Annotated in this window: 15 protein-coding genes; 2 read left to right on the top strand and 13 right to left on the bottom strand. The window is 66.2% G+C overall.

Features of this window, described 5'->3' with window-relative positions:
* Both D4Q52_RS17365 and D4Q52_RS17360 read right to left on the bottom strand, forming a co-directional pair.
* Positions 1-2298, bottom strand: a complete 2298-nt coding sequence (locus D4Q52_RS17365) for a ComEC/Rec2 family competence protein (protein WP_119857913.1) — start codon at positions 2296-2298, stop codon at positions 1-3.
* A gap of 77 nt (positions 2299-2375) precedes the next feature.
* Positions 2376-4058 carry a glutamine--tRNA ligase/YqeY domain fusion protein gene (locus D4Q52_RS17360; RefSeq protein ID WP_119857828.1) on the bottom strand — a complete coding sequence of 561 codons (1683 nt, stop codon included), beginning with the start codon at positions 4056-4058 and terminating at the stop codon, positions 2376-2378.
* A 155-nt stretch (positions 4059-4213) separates the two neighbouring features.
* Here D4Q52_RS17360 and gltX point away from each other — a divergent pair, with 155 nt between their 5' ends.
* Positions 4214-5635, top strand: a complete 1422-nt coding sequence (gene gltX, locus D4Q52_RS17355) for a glutamate--tRNA ligase (protein WP_119857827.1) — start codon at positions 4214-4216, stop codon at positions 5633-5635.
* A gap of 148 nt (positions 5636-5783) precedes the next feature.
* The gene (gltA, locus tag D4Q52_RS17350; RefSeq protein WP_119857826.1) at positions 5784-7088 is read left to right on the top strand and encodes a citrate synthase; all 1305 of its coding nucleotides are present in this window, start codon (positions 5784-5786) and stop codon (positions 7086-7088) included.
* Positions 7089-7358: 270 nt separating this feature from the next.
* On the opposite strand, the gene lpxB is transcribed toward gltA, so the two are convergent.
* The 11 genes from lpxB to frr all read right to left on the bottom strand — a co-directional run bounded on the left by lpxB (position 7359) and on the right by frr (position 19400).
* Entirely contained in the window at positions 7359-8543 is a 1185-nt protein-coding gene (gene lpxB, locus D4Q52_RS17345; RefSeq protein ID WP_425328494.1) for a lipid-A-disaccharide synthase, read from the bottom strand.
* Between the two features lie 2 nt (positions 8544-8545).
* The gene (locus D4Q52_RS17340) at positions 8546-9400 is read right to left on the bottom strand and encodes an LpxI family protein (protein WP_119857824.1); all 855 of its coding nucleotides are present in this window, start codon (positions 9398-9400) and stop codon (positions 8546-8548) included.
* An 18-nt stretch (positions 9401-9418) separates the two neighbouring features.
* Positions 9419-10261 (bottom strand): acyl-ACP--UDP-N-acetylglucosamine O-acyltransferase, encoded by an 843-nt coding sequence (lpxA, locus tag D4Q52_RS17335; protein WP_119857823.1) that lies wholly within the window; start codon positions 10259-10261, stop codon positions 9419-9421.
* Between the two features lie 9 nt (positions 10262-10270).
* The gene (gene fabZ, locus D4Q52_RS17330; RefSeq protein WP_119857822.1) at positions 10271-10726 is read right to left on the bottom strand and encodes a 3-hydroxyacyl-ACP dehydratase FabZ; all 456 of its coding nucleotides are present in this window, start codon (positions 10724-10726) and stop codon (positions 10271-10273) included.
* A gap of 5 nt (positions 10727-10731) precedes the next feature.
* The gene (lpxD, locus tag D4Q52_RS17325) at positions 10732-11805 is read right to left on the bottom strand and encodes a UDP-3-O-(3-hydroxymyristoyl)glucosamine N-acyltransferase (protein WP_119857821.1); all 1074 of its coding nucleotides are present in this window, start codon (positions 11803-11805) and stop codon (positions 10732-10734) included.
* Positions 11806-11833: 28 nt separating this feature from the next.
* Complete coding sequence (bamA, locus tag D4Q52_RS17320; protein WP_119857820.1) at positions 11834-14368, bottom strand: outer membrane protein assembly factor BamA; 2535 nt, start codon at positions 14366-14368, stop codon at positions 11834-11836.
* A 168-nt stretch (positions 14369-14536) separates the two neighbouring features.
* The gene (gene rseP / locus D4Q52_RS17315) at positions 14537-15688 is read right to left on the bottom strand and encodes an RIP metalloprotease RseP (RefSeq protein ID WP_119857819.1); all 1152 of its coding nucleotides are present in this window, start codon (positions 15686-15688) and stop codon (positions 14537-14539) included.
* Between the two features lie 44 nt (positions 15689-15732).
* Positions 15733-16956, bottom strand: a complete 1224-nt coding sequence (gene dxr, locus D4Q52_RS17310; RefSeq protein ID WP_119857818.1) for a 1-deoxy-D-xylulose-5-phosphate reductoisomerase — start codon at positions 16954-16956, stop codon at positions 15733-15735.
* A gap of 4 nt (positions 16957-16960) precedes the next feature.
* Entirely contained in the window at positions 16961-17809 is an 849-nt protein-coding gene (locus D4Q52_RS17305; RefSeq protein ID WP_119857817.1) for a phosphatidate cytidylyltransferase, read from the bottom strand.
* A 4-nt stretch (positions 17810-17813) separates the two neighbouring features.
* Positions 17814-18572 (bottom strand): isoprenyl transferase, encoded by a 759-nt coding sequence (locus D4Q52_RS17300; RefSeq protein WP_119857816.1) that lies wholly within the window; start codon positions 18570-18572, stop codon positions 17814-17816.
* A 264-nt stretch (positions 18573-18836) separates the two neighbouring features.
* The gene (gene frr, locus D4Q52_RS17295) at positions 18837-19400 is read right to left on the bottom strand and encodes a ribosome recycling factor (RefSeq protein ID WP_119857815.1); all 564 of its coding nucleotides are present in this window, start codon (positions 19398-19400) and stop codon (positions 18837-18839) included.
* Positions 19401-19408: the final 8 nt, after the last annotated feature.

The raw sequence follows: 19408 nt of genomic DNA, 5'->3' as shown, positions 1-19408 counted from the left end.
TCAGTCGTCGGCCGACTGATCCGCCGGCGCCGGGGTGGCATCGACTGGTGCCGGGCGTGGCCGCGATCCGCCGGGTGACGGCGAAGTGGCCGGTGCGTCTGCGACTGCCGCGGCCTCGACGGGCGCAGGCGACCACGGCCTGTCGCGGCTCTGCGGTCGCACCGCTTCGATCGCGAAGCCGATGGCGCGGCTTTGTCCCCTCCGCTCGGTTTGCCACAACGCCAGCGCGCCTTGGCTCTTGAGCTGATCGCCGCCGATCAGCCGCGCCGCGCAGTCCGGCGGCGGCTGCGCCAGAGTCACCACCAGCCTCGCCCGCGCGCAATCGTCCGCCAGCCCATCGGCGCGAAACGACAGCGCGACCAGTCCGCCGCCAGCGACTGCCGCGACGCAACCATCCGCATCGCACGACATGCCGTCGCGTAGCGAGGGCGCATCCGGCATCCGCGAATCCGCATCGGCCGCAAGCCATTCCTTGGTCCGAAAGGCGTCGGCACCGCTCTGCATCACCCGCAGCCGCCCGTCAGCGCCGCGCACCGCGACCTGCCGGCCGTCGCTCGCAATCAGAACATCCGGCTGTGGTGCCGACAATGCCCAGCCGCTTGCCGCAACAAGCAGGAGCGCGCCGCCGTAGCGCAGCGGCGTATGCAGCAGCCCGAGCAGCACGATCCCCAGCGACGCCAGCAGCAGCGGCCCGGTGCCGAACGCGGCCATGCGGCCGACCGCGCCCGGCAGCGTCGCCACCCACAACGCCACCACGATCATCCAGTCGATGCCGATTTCCATGATCCGCCAGAACACGCCGTCCAGCCCGAACGGCATCGCGGCGAGCCCGAGCAGTCCCGCCGGCATCACCACCGCGGTCACCATGGGCATCGCCAGCAGATTGGCGACGACGCCATAAGGCGTGATGCGGTGGAAGTGATAGGCGGCGTACGACATGGTGGCGAGGCCGGCGACCAGCGACGCCAGCGTCAGCATCACGATCTCACGCCCACCCCACAGCGCCGCGCGTGCGGTCGCCGAACTATCAGCGCGCGCGAACAGCGCCGGCAGCCCGATCTGCACCAGCGCCACCAGCCCGAGCGTCGCGGCGAACGACATCTGGAAGCTCGGATGCACCAGCGCTTCCGGCGCGATCAGCAGCACGATCAGCGCGGCGATCGCCAGCGTGCGAAAGGTGATGGCGCGGCGGTCGACCATCACGGCGATCAGCACCACCGCGGTCATTAGGAAGCTGCGCTGGGTCGCCACCTCGGCGCCGGACAGCAGCAGGTAGAACGCCGCCGCGACCAGCGCCGCGGCGGCCGCGACCTTCTTGATCGGAAACGTCACCGTCAGCGTCGGGACGAGCGCCAGCAGCGCGCGCACCACGAAGAACACCACGCCGGCCACAACCGCCATGTGATAGCCGGAGATCGACAGCACGTGGCCGAGCCCTGAGATGAACATCGCGTCGTTGACCGGCGCCGTGATCGCGTCGCGCCGCCCGGTGAGCAGCGCGGTGGCGATGGCGCGCTGATCGCCGGCGAGCGTTCCGCGGATCCGCGCGTCGATCGAGTCGCGCAATCCCTGCATGATCGCCGCGTAGCGCAGCCGCCGGCCGCCCTCCTCCGGCGGTTCGAGCCTGGTGATGGCGCCGAGCACGAAGCCGGACGCGGCGATGTCCTGGAAATACAGATCGCGGCCGAAATCATAGGCGCCGGGCCGCACCGGAGCCAGCGGCGGCCCAAGGCGTGCCTTCAACGCCACGAAGCTGCCGACCGCCGGCGCCGCGCCCTTGCGCACCGAGACCCGGACGCGGCGCAATGTCGGCGCGCGGCCGGCTGCATCCATTTCGGTGATGCGCAGCACGAAGCGATCGCTGCGCTCGCGCTCCTCATGCGTCTCGACGAAGCCTTTCAGTGCGACCGACGGCAGCGGTTTGTCGAGTACCGGATGCGCGATGCGTGACGCCTTCAGTGCCACCGTGGCAAAGCCCGCCGCGAATGCGGCGATCAGCAGCGTTGCCGGAAAAGCCCGCGTCCGTCGCAACAGCACGGCGACAAAGCCGAGCACGGCGGCCGCGGCGCCCGCGACCCACGCAATCGGCTCGTGGTCTGCGGCGAAGTACAGGGCAATCCCGGCGCCGAACGCGACCGGCACATAAGGCAGCAGTCTCCCGGGCCCTGCCTCGGCGCGCGCCCAATCCCGGAGCCGCTCGACGACCGCCGGCCACACCGAGGATAACCACTGCAGAGGCGCGGCTGCACGCGCAGCCCGCGTTGGCCACGTCCTCGCTTTGGCTCGCCCCCGTTCCACCGCACGCAACCCCCATCAGGCGCGCATGCAGACTGGAGCAGCTCGCGAGCGCCGGCAATCATTGCCGGCGCGAACTATCAGCTTTTACCGCCGACTTCCTTGGCGAAGGTATCGCGCAACCCGATGGTCCGATTGAACACCGGCTTGTCCGCGGTGGAGTCGGCATCGCGGACGAAGTAACCCTGCCGCTCGAACTGCATCGGCTCGGCCGAATTGCTCGCCGCTACCTCCGGCTCGATCCGCGCATCGGTCAGCACGTCGAGCGACTGCGGATTGAGATCGGCCGCGAAGGTCGCGGCGCTCGGCGCCGGATTGGCGAACAGCTGGTTGTAGATCCGGATCTCGGCCGGCACCGAGGACGCGGCCGACAGCCAGTGAATGGTGCCCTTGACCTTGCGGCCGTCCGGCGCGTTGCCGCCGCGGGTTTCCGGATCGTAGGTGCAGCGCAGCTCGACGATCTCGCCGGCGTCGTTCTTCACCACCTCGCGGCACTTGATGAAATACGCGTAGCGCAGCCGCACCTCGTTGCCGGGAAACAGCCGGAAGAATTTCTTCGGCGGCGTTTCCATGAAATCGTCCTGCTCGATGTAGATCTCGCGGCCGAAGCTGATCTTGCGGGTGCCGGCGGACGGATCGTCAGGATGATTGATCGCCTCGAGTTCCTCGGTCTGACCTTCCGGATAGTTCTCGATCACCACCTTCAGCGGCCGCAGCACCGCCATTCGGCGCTGCGCCGTGCGGTTCAGCTCCTCGCGGATGCAAAACTCCAGCATGCCGACATCGACCACGCTGTTGGCCTTGGCGACACCGATGCGCTTGACGAATTCGCGGATCGCAGCCGGCGGCACGCCGCGCCGCTTCATGCCGGCCATCGTCGGCATCCGCGGATCGTCCCAGCCGGCGACATGGCCGCCGCGCACCAGTTCGGTCAGCACCCGCTTCGACAGCAGCGTGTAGGTGATGTTGAGGCGGGCGAATTCGTACTGTTTGGGCTGCGACGGCACCGGCAGCTTCGACAGCAGCCACTCATACAGCGGCCGGTGATCCTCGAACTCCAGCGTACAGATCGAATGCGTCACGCCCTCGATCGCGTCGGACTGGCCGTGCGCGTAGTCGTAGCTCGGATAGATCGACCAGGCTTCGCCGGTGCGCGGATGATGCGCGTGCAGGATGCGGTACAGCACCGGGTCGCGCAGGTTGATGTTGCCGGACGCCATGTCGATCTTGGCGCGCAGCACCCGCGCGCCGTTCGGAAACTCGCCCGCCTTCATCCGGCGAAACAGGTCGAGGTTCTCCTCGACCGAGCGATCGCGAAACGGGCTGTTTGTGCCGGGCTCAGTCAGCGTGCCGCGGCTCTCGCGGATCTCGTCCTGTGACTGATCGTCCACATAGGCGTCGCCGTTGCGGATCATCAGTTCGGCCCAGGCGTAGAGCTGGTCGAAATAGTCCGATGCGTAGAAGACGTTTTCGCCCCAATCGAAGCCAAGCCAGCGGACGTCGGCCTGGATGGAATCGATATATTCCTGCTCTTCCTTGGTCGGGTTGGTGTCGTCGAAGCGCAGGTTGCAGCGGCCGCCGAATTCCTGGGCGATCCCGAAATTCAGCGCGATCGACTTGGCATGGCCGATATGCAGATAGCCGTTCGGCTCCGGCGGGAACCGCGTCACCACCGTCCGGTGCCTGCCGGATTCCAGATCGGCCTGGACGATGTCGCGGATGAAGTCGCGCCCTGGCTCGGTCGTTGCGTCTGCCGTGGTCATCAATCGATCTTTCTTCCTATCGGAACCCGGGCCGGTATCTGCCAAATCCGGGGGCCCGCGCCAACCCCCGCGGGGGTCGCGGGCCACTTTAGTTATGCGCCGATCCTGCTATACACCCTGCGCGCCGCTCCGGCGCGCTCCAATCCCAGCATCGCATGACCCGTCCTGTCGTCACCCGCTTCGCGCCCTCGCCCACCGGCTTCCTCCATATCGGCGGTGGCCGCACCGCGCTGTTCAACTGGCTGTACGCGCGCAAGCACGGCGGCAAGATGCTGCTGCGAATCGAGGACACGGACCGCCAGCGCTCGACCCAGCCGGCGATCGAGGCCATCCTGGACGGCTTGAAATGGCTCGGCATCGAATGGGATGGCGACACCGTCTACCAGTTCGCCCGCGCCGCCCGGCACCGCGAGGTCGCCGAGCAGCTGCTGGCCGCGGGCAAGGCCTATTACTGCTACGCGACCGCCGAGGAGCTCGCCGCGATGCGCGACAAGGCGCGCGCCGAGGGCCGCTCCAAACTGTACGACGGCAGCTGGCGCGACCGCGATCCGGCCGAGGCTCCCGAGGGCGTCAAGCCGACCATCCGGCTCAAGGCGCCGCTGACCGGCGAGACCGTGATCGAGGATCAGGTGCAGGGCCGCGTTGCGTGGCAGAACGAGAACCTCGACGACCTGGTGCTGCTGCGCGGCGACGGCACGCCGACCTACATGCTCGCCGTCGTGGTCGACGACCACGACATGGAGGTCACCCATGTCATCCGCGGTGACGACCATCTGATCAACGCCGCGCGGCAGAAGCAGATCTACGACGCGATGGGCTGGGAGCTGCCGGTGATGGCGCACATCCCGCTGATCCACGGCCCGGACGGCTCGAAGCTGTCGAAGCGCCACGGCGCGCTCGGCGTCGACGCGTACCGTGCGATGGGCTACTTGCCGGCAGCGCTGCGCAACTATCTGGTGCGGCTCGGCTGGAGCCATGGCGATCAGGAAATCTTTACCACGCAGGAAATGATCGACGCCTTCGACCTGCAGTCGATTGGCCGTTCGGCGGCGCGGTTCGATTTCGCCAAGCTGGAGAGCCTCAACGGCCACTACATCCGGCACAGCGACGATCAATCCCTCGTGACCCAGCTGGAAGACCTGCTGCACTACATCCCGCAGGGGCCGGCGATTGCGGCCCGGCTGACGGATACCACCCGGGCCCAGTTGCTGCAGGCGATGCCGGGATTGAAGGAGCGCGCCAAAACCCTGCTGGAACTGCTCGACAATGCCGGCTTCATCCTGGCCGAGCGGCCGCTTGCGATCGACGCCAAGGCCCAGGCGGTGCTCACTCCAGAAACCCGGGCGCTGATCGGGCGTTTACGGGCGGCGCTCGAGAACGTTTCGCCCTGGACGGCGGCGACCGCCGAGGCCGCGATGCGCGCCTTCGCCGAGGAGGCCGGATTGAAGCTCGGCGCCGTGGCGCAGCCGCTGCGGGTGGCACTGACGGGGCGGACCACGTCGCCCGGGATTTTCGACGTTTTGGCCGTGCTGGGGCGCGACGAATGCCTGTCGCGACTGGCGGATCAGGCCGCTTAGCGGCTGCAGGAGAGGCCCGCAATCGGGCCGCCTTGCGGTGCACACAGCAATGAGCTACGCATTCCGCGTGTGCTTTTAGGCCAACCAGTCTCGCTCGCATTTTCGGTGCGTCGCCGCTGGTTTCGACAACGACATCGGGGACCACACGATGGACGCAACGACCAACAACAAGACAGCAACGCTCACGGTTGGAAACAAGACCTATGATCTTCCGGTTCTGACCGGAACGGTCGGCCCGGATGTCATCGACATCGCCAAGCTGTACGGCCAGACCGGGATGTTTACCTACGATCCGGGCTCCACCTCGACGGCGAGCTGTCAGTCGAAGATCACCTATATCGACGGCGACGCAGGCATTCTGCAGTATCGCGGCTACCCGATCGAGCAACTCGCCGAAAAAGGCGACTTCCTCGAGACCTGCTATCTGCTGCTGTACGGCGAGCTGCCGACCAAGGCGCAGAAGGAAGACTTCGACTACCGCGTCACGCGCCACAACATGGTGCACGATCAGATGTCGCGATTCTTCAACGGCTTCCGCCGCGACGCGCATCCGATGGCCGTGATGGTGGCTTCGGTCGGCGCGCTGGCCGCGTTCTACCACGACTCCACCGACATCAATGATCCGACCCAGCGAATGGTCGCCTCGATCCGGATGATCGCCAAGGTGCCGACGTTGGCCGCCATGGCCTACAAGTACTCGGTCGGCCAGCCCTTCATCTATCCGAAGAACTCGCTGGGCTACGCCGCCAACTTCATGCGGATGTGCTTCGCCACGCCGTGCGAAGAGTACGTCGTCAACCCGGTGCTGGCGAACGCGCTCGACAAGATCTTCACGCTGCACGCCGACCACGAGCAGAACGCCTCGACCTCGACGGTCCGCATCGCCGGCTCGTCGGGCGCCAACCCGTTCGCCTGCATCGCGGCCGGCATCGCCTGCCTGTGGGGCCCGGCGCACGGCGGCGCCAACGAGGCGGCGCTGGCGATGCTCAAGGAGATCGGCGATGTGTCGAACATCCCGGACTTCATCGCCAAGGTGAAGGACAAGAACTCGTCGGTGCGGCTGATGGGCTTCGGCCACCGCGTCTACAAGAACTACGATCCGCGCGCCAAGATCATGCAGCAGGTCTGCCACGAAGTGCTGGCCGAGACCGGCCATCACGGCGACCCGCTGCTCAAGGTGGCGATGGAGCTCGAGAAGATCGCGCTCAGCGATCAGTACTTCATCGACCGCAAGCTGTACCCGAACGTCGACTTCTATTCGGGCATCACGCTGAAGGCGATGGGCTTCCCGACCGACATGTTCACCGTGCTGTTCGCGGTCGCCCGCACCGTCGGCTGGATCAGCCAGTGGAGCGAGATGATCGAGGATCCGCAGCAGAAGATCGGCCGTCCGCGCCAGCTCTTCACCGGCGCCACCACCCGCGACTACGTCGACATCGACAAGCGCAGCTGATCTTCAGCACCGCAAAACAGCAAAAGGACCGGCCTGGCGCCGGTCCTTTTCGTTTGTGTTGTTGCCGCAGAATTAGCGACTACGCACACGGTGACCAGCCTCTGCACAACGCCGTCATGGCCGGGCTTGTCCCGGCCATCCACGCCTTTGCTGCGGCTGTCTCAGCAAGGCGTGGATGCCCGGCACAAGGCCGGGCATGACGGAATCTGTGAGCGAACTAACCGACTCTCATGATCGACGCCAACACCGGGCGCCGGCTCTCAGACGGAGTTAGCTAACCACGCGCCGCTTGCTCATCACCTCGAGCACGATATCGGCCGCCCTCGCGCTGGGCGTCTGGACGCCGGTGGACAGGATGCCGTCGATGGTGGCAAACGCATCGAGCTGGCGCTGTCGTGCAGGCGTGTCGGCAAGTAGTTCGCGCAGCGCCGGCGCGAGTTTGTCCGGGACGCAGTCTTGCTGGATGAATTCCGGCACCACGTGCTGGCCGATCACCAGATTGGCGAGGATGACGGTGCCCGGGCGGACGACGCGGCGCGCGATCCAGATCTCGACGCTGCCGGCCCGATACGCCGTCACCATCGGCACGCCGGCGATCGCCAGCTCTAGCGTCACCGTGCCGGACTTCGCCAGCGCGGCGCGCGCAGAGCGGAACGCGGCGCGCTTGTCCTGCTCGCCGACGACGATGCGTGGCTGCACCTCCCAATCGGCGACCGCCTCGCGGACCAACGGCGCCAGATGCGGCGTGGTCGGCAGCACCGGCTCGAACGCCACGCCATCGCGCCGCAGCTGCGCCAGCGTCGCGCCGAACGCGGCGGCGTGATGGCGAACCTCGCTGCGCCGGCTGCCGGGCAGCACCAGCAGCACCGGCGGCTCGGCATCACGCCGCGCCTGCTCCTCGACGTCGGGCCGCAGCGACGCGATCTGCGCGGTCAGCGGATGGCCGACATAAGTACACGGCGGGCCGTTCAGCCGGCGATACTCGTCGGGCTCGAACGGCAGCAGCGCCAGAACGTGATCGACATAGCCGAGCATCGCCCGTGCCCGGCCCGGCCGCCACGCCCACACCGTCGGCGACACGTAGTCGACGATCGGGATCGACGGATCGCGCCGCCGCACCCGCCGCGCGACGCGGTGGGTGAAGTCGGGACTGTCGATGATCACCAGCACGTCGGGCTTGGCGGCGAGCGCCGCATCGGCGGCGCGCCGGATCAGCTTAAAGATGCTCGGCAGCCGCCGCACCACGGCGGCGAAGCCAATGATCGACAGCTCCTCGATCGGAAACAGCGAGATCAGACCCTCGTCCGCCATCGTGTGGCCGCCGATGCCCTCGATGCGGACGCGGTCGCCGTACCGGGCGCGCAATTCGCGCATCAGTGCGCCGCCGAGGCGGTCGCCGGACTCTTCGGTAGCGATCAGATAAATCGTGCGGACATCGTCCGGCGTCGCGGCCATCATCACCGCGTCCCGACCACGAACAGACCGGCCTTGTCGGCCGCTTCGATCATCGCCTGCGGTTCGGCCACCACGGTGTGACCGGCGACGACGGCGACGCCGCCGAGTTGCGCGGCGACCAATCCCGCGATGGTTTGCGGGCCGAGCGCCGGCAGATCGAACCGCAAGTCCTGGCCGGCCTTCGGCGCCTTCACCAGGACGCCGCGACCCGGCTTGGCGCTGATCCTGCCGTTGGTTCGGAGCTGCGCAATGCGGCGCAGCAGCTCGTCGGTGCCCCCGGTGTCTTCAACCGCGACGACGTGCCCCTCGATCACCACGCAGCCCTGGCCGATGTCGAACGGGCTCAGCGCCGTCAGCAGCGCCCTTCCCTTCGCGATATCCGTTTGGACAGCCGCGTCGGGCGCCGTCCTGCTCAGGCAGCCTTCCGGCATCAAGAGATCGCGGGCGACGTCCTGCAGGCCGAGCAGACGAAAGCCGTGACGCTCGAATAGGCTGCCGATGCCGGTGAGCAGATGATCGTCACCGCCGCGATAGGCGGCGAGGATTGTCGGCAAGACCTTCAGCGCGCCCCAGTCGAGCCGGAGCTCGGTCAGCGACGGCCGCACCAGCGAGCCGATGAACACCAGGTCGCGGCACTGTTCGGCACGCAGCAGGCCGAGCAGCTTGCCGAACGCGCCGAGCCCCAGCCAATGGTGCCGATAGTTCGCGACCCGCCCGGCGTCGCACGCGCCCTTCAGCGCGAACAGCACCGGCGTGACGCCACGCGCCGCCAGCGAATCCGCAACCGCGAACGGCAGCGTGCCGCCGCCGGCAATGATGCCGATCCTGCTGCCGAGCGGTGGGAGAGATTCCGTCATGGCCGGAGCGCCGGCCGGTCAGGCGTCGTCGTCTTCGTTGACGCTCGCGCCGCCCTCGCGCGCCATGCACAGCGCGACGCGCTGTGCGCGGCCGCCGCGGCCCTTGATGTCGTCGATGAAGCCGACGATCTCGGCGATCGCCGGATCGTCCGCCGTACGCGGGCGCACGCGCTCCAGCCGTTCGGCGATCGGGCCGGCGCTGTAAAACAGTTCGTCGTAGAACGCGCGCACAATTCGCAGCCGCTCCTTGGTGAACTTGCGCCGGCGCATGCCGACGATATTCAATCCGGACAGCTTCGCATAGATGCCGTTGGCGAGCGCGTAGGGAATGACGTGATTGCGCAGCCCGGTCATACCGCCGATCATCACCTGCGGGCCGACCCGGGTGAATTGCTGCAGCACCGTCATGCCGCCGATGAAGGTGAAGTCGCCGATCTCGCAATGGCCGCCGAGCGTCGCCGCATTGGCGAAGATCACGTCGTTGCCGACGATGCAGTCGTGCCCGACATGGCTGCCGGCCATGAAGAAGCCGCGGTCGCCGACCCGCGTGATGCCGCCGCCGCCGACCGTGCCGGTGTTCATGGTGACGTTTTCGCGGATCGTGCAGGCGCTGCCGATCGTCAGCGTCGTCGGCTCGCCCTTGTAGCCGGTCGACTGCGGCGCGCCGCCGAGCGACACGAACGGGTGGATGGTGCAGCCGTCGCCGATCGTGGTGTGGCCGGTGACGTTGACGTGGCTGATCAGTCTGGTGCTGGCGCCGATGCGGACATGGGGGCCGATCGTGCAGAACGGGCCGATGCTGACTTCGTCGCCAAGGATGGCGCCGTCTTCAATGCGTGCGGTGGGATCGATGCTGCTCATCCGGTGCGATCAGTCGGCCAGCATCGCGCCGACATCGGCTTCAGCGACGATCTGGCCGTTGACCTTGGCCTCGCCGTGAAACCACCACATCGTCTTGCGGCGACCGGTGCGGGTCAGGTGATACTCGACGGTGTCGCCCGGCAGCACCGGCTTGCGGAACTTGCACTTGTCGATCGTCAGGAAGTACACAGCCCGCGGCTGCTCGGTGCCGGTCACCGACAGAATACCGATCACGCCGGCGGTCTGCGCCATACCTTCGATCATCAGCACGCCCGGATACACCGGCCGCTCGGGGAAATGCCCGAGGAAGGCCGGCTCGTTGTAGCTGACGTTCTTGACGCCGATGCCGCTGTAGTCTTCGCGGATGTTCTTCACACGGTCGATCAGCAGAAACGGGAAGCGGTGCGGCAGGGTCTTCAGGATGGTGTTGATGTCCACATCCGCAAAACGTATCGGCGATTCCATCAGCCCTAATCCTTGTCGATGTCGCCCGACTTCGCAGCGGCGCCCGGAGCCATGCTGCGGCCCAGTCGTTCGACCGCGAGGATCTCGCGGAACCACTGCTTGGTCGGTTTAGCGAAGAAACCGCCCCAGCGTTCGCCGGCCGGCACGCTGTCCTTGACCCCGCTCATCGCGGTGATCTGCGCACCGTCGCCAATCGTAACGTGATTGTTGATGCCGACCATGGCGCCCAGCGCGACGTTGTCGCCCAGCGTCAGGCTGCCGGCAAGACCGCATTTTGCGGCAACAACACAATTTCGACCAATTACTACGTTGTGGCCGACCTGAACCTGATTGTCGATCTTGGTGCCCTCGCCGATCACGGTGTCACGCAGACTGCCGCGATCGACCGTTGTCCCTGCGCCGAGTTCGACGTCGTTCTGGATGATCACCCGGCCGATCTGCGGAACCTTGGTATGGCGGCCGGCGAAGATGAAGCCGAAGCCGTCCTGCCCGATATGACAGCCGGGATGGATCAGCACGTTGTTGCCGATCAACGCGCGCTGGATATTGGTCCCGGTGCCGATGTTGCAGTCGCGACCGATCTTGACGCCGGTGGCGAGCACCACACCCGCGCCGATCACTGTGCCGGAGCCGATCTCCACATCCGGGCCGATCACCGCGAGCGGCTCGACGATGACGTCGTCCTCGAGCCGCGCGCTAGGATGGATTACTGCGGTCGGTGAGATGCCGCCGGCGCCGAAATCCGGTTCCGGTCGCAACGCGTCCTCGTAAATCTGCCGGCTGTAGGCGACGAAGGCGTGAAACGGCCGTTTGCTGCGCAGCACCGCGACGTGCGGCGGGACGCGGCCCTCAAATCGCGCGCTGACCAGACAGGCGCCGGCGCGCGTCGTCTCGAGATCGCCGGCGTAGCGCAGGTTTTCGAAGAATGTCAGGTGCATCGGCCCCGCCTCGTCGAGCGAGGCGATGCCGGTGATGATGGTGTCGGCCCGCGTGGGATCGGCCAACTCCGCCCCCGTCGCGCTGGCAATCTCTGCCAGCGTCGACGACGGCCGCGGTTTGAAGAACAAGGTCGAGGTCATCCTGCGGTCGCAGTCCGGACCGCGGGACTTAGAACGAAGTCCCGCCGCCGAATTTGAATTCCTGGACGCGGTCGTATTTGCCCTTGGTGATCGGAACCGCGTAGTCGAAGCGCAGCGGACCGAACGGCGAGGCCCAGATCAGGCCGACACCGACCGAGGTGCGGACCGTATTGGTGTCGTCGTAGTTCAGACCGGTGCAGGTGCCGATCGAGGTCTGGCTCGCCGGAATGCAGCCTGGCGTGTTGACTTCGTTGGTGACCGTCCACGACGTCGGGCCCTTGTAGTCGAACAGCGAGCCGGCGTCGGCATAGACGGCGCCCTTGAGCCCGACTTCCTTCGGCAGGAACCAGAACGGCATCTGCAACTCGACCGACGCACCCCAATAGTTGGTGCCGCCGAGCGCGTCGCCGCCGTAGCCGTAGAAGGCGTACTGGCCGATGTCGCGCGGACCGATACCGTTCGGCGCGAAGCCGCGGACCAGGTTCGGACCCATCTGGAAGTGGTCGAGCATGCGCAGCTGGTTGTCGCCATAGCTGCTCAGATTGCCGGCCTGCAGATGGATGATGCCGACGACTTCCGAAACCAGCGGCGTGTAGTACTTCGCATCGAACGCGGTCTTGAGGAACTTCACGTCGCCGCCGACGCCGGCGAAATCCTGGCGGAAGTCGACGAGCAGACCGTCAGTCGGGTTCCGGGTGTTGTCGAGGGTGTTGTAGGTCAGGGTGTAGCCGACCGACGACGTCCAGTAGGCGCCGTTCGACAGACCGATGCGGACCGGCAGCGAAGCCTCGCCGTCGCCGTAGCAACCCAGAGCGCCGAAGCCAGTGTTGTTCGGGTTGCCGGCGTTGATGAACTGCGGCGTCGGGAAGTAGTTCGGGCTGCCGAGGTTGTTGTTACAATTGCTCAGATAAGACGGCAGCGTGATCTCCTGCCGATACAGCGAGTAGCGCAGCTGCAGCGTCAGGTCTTCACGCAGCGCGAAGCCGAGGCGCGGGCTGAAGCCGAGCGTCTTGGTGCCGTAGGAGATGTAGCTGTTCGGCATCTGCTCGCGCTGATAGATGTCGAGACCAAGCGCGACCCGGTAGTCGAGCAGATAGGGCTCGACGAAGGACAGCGAGTAGCCGCGGGCATACTGGCCGTACTGCACGGTCGCCTTGGCGAACAGGCCCCGGCCGAGGAAGTTGCGTTCCGAAACGCTGACTTCGCCCAGCGCACCGTCGCTGGTCGAATAGCCGCCCGACACCGAGAAGTCGCCGGTCGATTTTTCTTCGAGGTTGACCACGAGGATGACGCGGTCGCTCGACGAGCCGGGCTCGGTGGTGATCTTCACGGACTTGAAGAAGTCGAGGTTCTTCAGCCGGCGCTCGGCACGATCGACCAGCGCGCGGTTGTAGGCGTCGCCCTCGGCGATGTCGAACTCGCGGCGGATGACGTAGTCGCGGGTCCGGGTGTTGCCGACGACGTTGATGCGCTCGATGTAGACCCGCGGGCCCTCTTCGATCGAGAACACGATCGAGACGGTGTGGGTTTCGAAGTTGCGGTCGCCGCGCGGCCGCACCGTCGCGAACGCGTAGCCGCGCCGCGACATCTCGATCTGCATCTCTTCGACCGACTTCTCCAGCGCCTCGGCGTTGTAGAGCGAGCCGACATTGACGCGGGAATAGCCGCGCATCGAATTGGCATCGAAATTGGCGATAGTGGATTCAAAGCCCACGGAGGCGACGCGGTACTGCTGGCCCTCTTCGATCTTGAAGGTGACCAGGAAGCCCTTGCGCTCCGGGTCGTACTCGGTCAGCGCGGCGACCACCTGGACGTCGGCGTAGCCGTTCTTGAGATAGAAGCGGCGGATCAGGTCGCGGTCGGCCTCGACCCGGTCCGGATCGTAGACGTCGCCCGAACCGAGGAAGCTGAGCAGGTTGCTCTCGCGGGTCTTGATGACGTCGCGCAAACGATAGGCCGAGTAGGCATTGTTGCCGATGAACTCGATCGACTTCACGCCGGTCTTGGCGCCCTCTTCGACCACGAAGATCAGGTCGACGCGGTTGTTCGGCTGCTCGATGATCTGCGGATCGACGCGAACGTCGTAGCGACCCGAACGGCGATAGATTTCAGCGATCCGCAGCGCATCCGACTGCACCGCGGGACGGGACAGCGTGCCGCGCGGCTTCGACTGGATCTCACCCTGGAGCTGCTCGTCCTTGATCTTCTTGTTGCCCTCGAACGCCAGGCGTCCGATCACCGGGTTTTCGATGACGCTGACGACCAGCCGGCCACCAGCCTGGTTGATCCGGACGTCCTGAAACAGCCCGGTCTCGATCAGCGCCTTGAGGCCGTCGTCGATGCTGCCCTGATCGAGGCGCCCGCCGGGGCCCGGCTTGAAGTAGGAGCGAATGGTCTCGGCTTCGACCCGGCGGTTGCCCTCGACCTGGATCGAGGAAGCTGACTGCGCGGCCGCAGGCGACGCCGTGAGAACAGCGGTCGCCGTGGTGGCGATCGGTCCGGCGAAAAACACCAGGGCGGCAGCAACTAGACCCCCCCGCAACACTCGCATTCCAGCATTCATGCGCAACGCGCCCTTGTCATTCCGTTGCCGACGCGCAGCCCCTGCGCCGACAGAATCCCCAACTTGCCTTGCTTGTAGACAATTTTGCCAAACCGGCAAACGTCCATTCGCAGTGCGATTTCAATTTCATTCCAACACGTTGCCCATCGGCCACGATGCGTCACAACGTTAAGACGAAGCCAGATGCAGGATATCGTTATAGGTCGCGAAAACCATTAACATCAGCACCAACCCCAATCCGATCCGAAAGCCCATCTCCTGCGCGCGCTCCGACAAGGGGCGGCCCCGCACCGCCTCTATCGCATAGAACATCAGGTGCCCGCCATCGAGCAGCGGCACCGGAAACAGGTTCAGAAGCCCGATCGAGATCGACAGCACTGCCGCAAGATGCAGCAGCGGCGTGAAGCCGATGGTCGCGACCTGCCCCGAGATCTGAGCGATTCGCAACGGTCCGCCGAGCTGGTCGGCGGCCTCGCGGCCGGCGAACAGGCCGCCGATATAGGCAAAGGTGCGATCGACGACGAACCAGGTTTCCTTGATCCCCATCACGAACGCCGAGGCCGGGTTGACCCGCTCGGTGGTCACCTCACCCGCCGACGTCGAGCGGCTGATGCCGAGGATGCCGAGGCGCTGGACGTTTCCGAAGCGGTCTTTGATCTCGCGCAGTTCGGGGGTCGCCTTGAGGTCGACGGTGGAATCGCCGCGCTTCACTGTGAAGTTCAGTTCGCGCCCGGCTTCGGCGCCGACCGTGCGCTGCATGTCGAGGAAGGTTTGAATCTTGCTTCCGTCGATCGCCAGAATGACGTCGCCCGGCTGGAAGCCGGCCTTTTCGGCGGCGCTGCCCGGCTGAATATTGTCGACCCGCGGCGAGGTGCTCGGCACGCCGAACACGGCGAACAGGAAGGTGAAAAGCACGATTGCCAGGATGAAATTGGCGACCGGACCGGCCACCACGATGGCGGCGCGAGGGCCGACCTTCTTGTGATGGAAGCTGACCGAGCGCTCCGCCGCGGTCATCTGCGACAGCGAGTCGGTGGAGGGAGTCGAGGCTTCGCTGTCGTCGCCGAAGAATTTGACGTAGCCGCCGAGCGGAATTGCCGAGATCTTCCAGCGGGTGCCGTGGCGGTCGTTGAAGCCGACGATCTCCGGACCGAAGCCGAGCGAGAAGGTCAGCACCTTCACGCCATTCCAGCGCGCGACCAGAAAATGCCCGAGTTCGTGGAAGAACACCACGATCGTCAGAACAAACAGAAACGGTACCACGTAGCCCAACAGCCCGTGGCTCAACGTGTTGAACCCGTTCAGAAAAAGATCGGCCATCCCATTCCTCTCAAGCAGAACCGACGGCCCTGTTCCCCAACTCTCTAGGATGCCTTTGCGGCAATTTGAGGCAAGAGGGTGGCAGCCAATTTTCGCGCGCTATGGTCAACGGCGATGGCGTCGTCGGCGCTGCCGAGCGGCGCCAGATTGCCGGCGCGGACCCAGCCGTTCATGGTGTCCTCGACCAGCCGGGCGATCGCGCCGAACCGGATCTTCTGGGCCATGAAGGCCGCGACCGCGACCTCGTTGGCGGCGTTGTACACGGTGGTGGCGCCGTTGCCGGTGCGGAGCGCGTCATAGGCCAGCCGCAGCCCCGGGAAGCGCTTCAGATCAGGCTCTTCGAAGGTCAATTGACCGATCTTGGCGAGATCCAGCCGCGCCGCGCGGCCGGGAATGCGGTCGGGCCAGCCGAGGCAGTGCGCGATCGGGATCCGCATGTCCGGGGCGCCGAGCTGCGCCACAACCGAATGATCGGCGAACTCGACCATGCCGTGGATGATGGACTGCGGATGCACCAGCACATCGATCTCGTCGGGCGACAGCGCGAACAGGTAGGAGGCCTCGATGACTTCGAGGCCCTTGTTCATCATCGAGGCCGAGTCGATGGTGATCTTCTGGCCCATGCTCCAGTTCGGATGCTTGAGCGCCTGCGCCAGCGTCGCCTGCTCGATATCCTCGGCGGCCCAGGTCCGGAACGGGCCGCCCGAGGCGGTGATGATGACGCGGACGAGTTCGTGGCGATTTCCGGAGGCGAGCGCCTGGTACAGCGCGTTGTGCTCGGAATCGGCCGGCAGAATGCGGGCGTTCGCCGCCACCGCCCGGCTCATGAAGAAATCCCCGGCGCAGACCAGGCATTCCTTGTTGGCGAGCGCCACGGTAGCGCCGCGATCAACCGCCGCCAGCGCCGGCTTCAGCCCTGCGGCGCCCGAGATTGCCGCCATCACCCAATCGGCTGGGCGCGCCGCGGCCTCGATCAGGGCGCTCTCGCCTGCCCCGCAGCCGATGTCGGTGCCGGCCAGCGCCGCGCGCAGTTCGCCGAGCCGGGCCGGATCGGCCACCGCGACGAAGCGGGCGTTGAATTCCTTCGCCAGCTTGGCGAGACCGGCGATGTTGGCGTTGCCGGTCAGCGCCTCGACCCGATACTTGTCCGGCGCGGCCCGGATCAGGTCGAGCGTGCTGTCGCCGATCGAGCCGGTGGCGCCGAGGACGCTGACGCTGCGCAACCCGTCATGGGCGGGGCGATCATTCTTCAAAGGGACTGCACTCATCGGATCACCACACCATAAGACCGCGGCCAATACCATCCACCGAATCCCGCGCCATCCCGATCAGCACCGCCAGCGCGACCGCTGCGACATAGCCGTCAAGCCGGTCGAGCAGCCCACCATGGCCGGGAATGATATGGCTGGAATCCTTTACGCCGAACCGGCGCTTGACGGCGGATTCGAACAGGTCGCCGAGTTGGGAAACGGTTGAAAGGACCGTTGCAAGAACCAGCAACGGAAGGAGTTTTCCATATCCGGCGAGCACGAAGCCGAGCGCCACTGCAAGGCTGAGGAGCAGCCCGCCGATGGCCCCGGCCCAGGTTTTCTTCGGGCTGACGCGCGGCCACAGCTTCGGCCCGCCGATGCCGCGACCGGCGAAGTAGCCGCCGATATCGGTGCCCCAGACGATCAGGAAAATCAGGACCAGCGCCACAAAGCCGTATTCGGGGTCGCGCCGGATCAGCACCGAGGCGAGCAGCGCCACCGCCGCGTAGCCGAGCCCGGTCGCGGTCCATCGCCGCGGCTGATCATGCAGCACGACCAGACCGCCGACGCCGAGCACCGCGGCCAGCAGAGCCGGTCCCGGTTTGTCGAACATCAGCCCGATCCCGCACACCGCCAGCGTCAGGCAGCCGATCACCAGGACACGGAAATCGCGCACCGCACCAACGATCGTCAGCCATTCCAGCAACAGCCCGATCGCGACCGCGGTCGCCAGCATTGCCCACAACCAGCCGCCCACATAGGCGATGCCGATCGCCATTGGCGCCAGCACGACAGCCGCCGCGACGCGCAGCCACAAGTTCCGGGAGCCTTGCTCGGCCGCCGGCGTTGGCGCCGCCTGATCCTGGCTCAACGTGTCACGATCCTGTTTTCGCGGCCAAGCCGCCGAACCGGCGCTCGCGCCGGGCATATTCGGCGATCGCGCCTTCCAGCGCGGCCTTGTCGAAGTCCGGCCAGTGAATGGGCACGAACACCAGCTCACTGTACGCCGCCTGCCACATCAGGAAATTCGACAATCGTTGCTCACCGCTGGTGCGGATGATCAGGTCGGGATCCGGAATGTCGGGCGCGTCGAGATAGCGCCCCAGCGTTTCGATATCGATCGTCGCCGGGTCGCGCTTGCCTTCGGCGACTTCGCGGGCGAGCCGCTGAGCGGCGTTGGCGATTTCCTGGCGCGAGCCGTAATTGAAGGCGACGACGAGGTTCAGCTTGGTGTTGTCGCGGGTGAGTTCCTGCGCCTCGTCGAGCATGGCGCAAAGGTCGCGATCGAGCCGGTCGCGCTCACCGATCACCCGGACGCGGACGCCGTCGCGATGCAGCGAGGCCAGGTCGTTGCGAATGAAGCGGCGCAGCAGCCCGAACAGGTCACCGATCTCGGTGGCGGGACGGGTCCAGTTTTCGGAACTGAACGAGAAGATGGTCAGATACTGGATGCCGATCTCGTTGGCGGCCCGCACCACCCTGCGCAGCGCCTCGACGCCGCGGCGATGCCCCTCGGCCCGCGGCAGTCCCCGCGCCGCAGCCCAGCGGCCGTTGCCGTCCATGATGATGGCGACATGGGTCGGCGTGGTGAGAGGGTCCGATCGGTCGGTCGCGGTAGCGGCAGCTTTCGACATTGGTCCATTCCCGAAGCGTCATCCCGCGAAGAAGTACCCGTTCACCCGCCAGAACTAATTCGGATCAATAAGTTATGGCAGCGGGGACCACAAGGCTCCGATGCCGCGCAGGTCAATGGCAGCCCGCCCTGCTGCACTACGCCTGATTCTCGTTCCGTAGCGAATTGCAAACTCCGCGGCGCAAGCCGCGGCTCAGTATCCTCGTCGGCGGCCGGAGGTCACCGGCCGCCGTTCGTTCGATGCCGCGCCCCGCGGCACGGAACGCTAAACGGTCATGATTTCTTTTTCCTTGTTCGCGAGCAACTGATCGATCTCGCCGATCGCCGCGTCGGTGGCCTTCTGCACTTCCTGATCGAGACGCTTCTGATCGTCCTCGGAAATCTCGTGGGCCTTCTCGAGCTTCTTGATGGTGTCCATGCCGTCGCGGCGGACGTGGCGAACGGCGACGCGGGCCGCCTCGGCGTATTTGTGCGCGACCTTCACCAGCTCCTTGCGCCGATCGGCGTTGAGCTCGGGAATGCGCAGCCGCAGCACGGTGCCTTCGGTGGCCGGGCTGAGGCCGAGGTTGGAATCGACGATCGCCTTTTCCACCGCCTTGACCATCGACTTGTCCCAGACCTGCACCGACAGCAGCCGCGGCTCGGGGACCGACACGGTCGCGAGCTGGTTGAGCGGCATGTGCGTGCCGTAGGCGTCGACCTGCACCGGCTCCAGCATCGAGGCCGAGGCGCGGCCGGTGCGCAGACCGCCGAGCTCGTGCTGCAGCGACTGCGATGCGCCCTGCATCCGGCGCTTCAATTCATTGATGTCGAACTTGTCGGACTGCATGCCAGTCT

The organism is Rhodopseudomonas palustris (assembly GCF_003591005.1).
GTDB classification, from domain to species: Bacteria; Pseudomonadota; Alphaproteobacteria; order Rhizobiales; family Xanthobacteraceae; genus Rhodopseudomonas; species Rhodopseudomonas palustris_K.
This window is presented reverse-complemented; position numbering and strand designations above follow the sequence as displayed.